Consider the following 1056-nt stretch of genomic DNA (forward strand, 5'->3'; position numbering starts at 1 on the left):
GGCTTTGTTGAATAAATCAGATTTGAGGCGAGTTTCCCCTGTAACAGCTCCGGCTCTCAGCCGATACGTACACTTTCTGGCATACCTGCCTTCGTCATTTTGTTCAGCGCACGCACCATGGCCAAAGCCTCTGCAACCTGACCATCATAGTCACGCAACGTCAGCGTACCACCGAACAACTGCTTTACCCTGTACATCGCCGTTTCTGCTATCGACCGACGGTTGTAATCTGTTGTCCATTTCCACCGGGCATTGCTCCCGCTCAGCCGTTGATTCGCAACAGCACGATTGCGGTCTCCATACTCACCGGGCCAGTAGCCCGCTCCCTTTCGGGGAGGAATGAGCGCGCTGATTTTCTTGCGACGCAGTTCGTCATGGCATCGCCGTGTATCGTAAGCTCCGTCCGCCGCCGCTGACCTGATTTTTCGGTAGGTCTGCCGGATAAGCCCCGGGAAAGCCTCAGCGTCCGTGACGTTGTTCAGCGACAGGTCCGCGCAGACGACTTCATGCGTACTCGCATCAACAGCCAGATGTAGTTTTCGCCAGATACGACGGCGCTCTTTGCCGTGTTTTTTGACTTTCCACTCACCCTCACCGAAGACTTTTAGCCCTGTTGAATCAATCACCAGATGCGCAATCTCACCCCGGGTGGGTGTTTTAAAACTGACGTTAACCGACTTTGCCCGCTTGCTGACACTGGAGTAATCCGGACAGCGAAGAGGAACACCCATCATGGCAAAAATGGAATCAATAAAGCCCTGTGCGGCTCGCAGGGTCAGGCGGAATACACGTTTAACGACCAGGACGGTGGTGATGGCGAGGTCAGAATAGTGCTGAGGCCGCCCCCGCGATGTGTGTGTGGTGGGCTCATACCAGGCCTGAATAGCCTCGTCATCAAGCCAGAAAGTGACGGAGCCGCGGTTGATGAGGGCTTTGTTGTAATTGCGCCAGTTAGTGACTTTAAACTTCTGTTTTGCCATGGGACGACCCGTGTTGCCGGATGATGCGTGATCTGATCCTTTAACTCAGCAAAAGTTCGATTTATTCAACAAAGCC

General features: G+C 53.7%; 1 pseudogene. It reads right to left on the minus strand.

The features are described 5' to 3' along the window. Positions 1 to 56: 56 nt before the first annotated feature. Positions 57 to 1045 (minus strand): annotated as a pseudogene (locus MUU46_RS00180) (IS5 family transposase). Positions 1046 to 1056 lie beyond the last annotated feature (11 nt).

The sequence above is a fragment of the Scandinavium tedordense genome, from assembly GCF_024764965.1.
In the GTDB taxonomy this organism is placed as follows: Bacteria; Pseudomonadota; Gammaproteobacteria; order Enterobacterales; family Enterobacteriaceae; genus Scandinavium; species Scandinavium tedordense.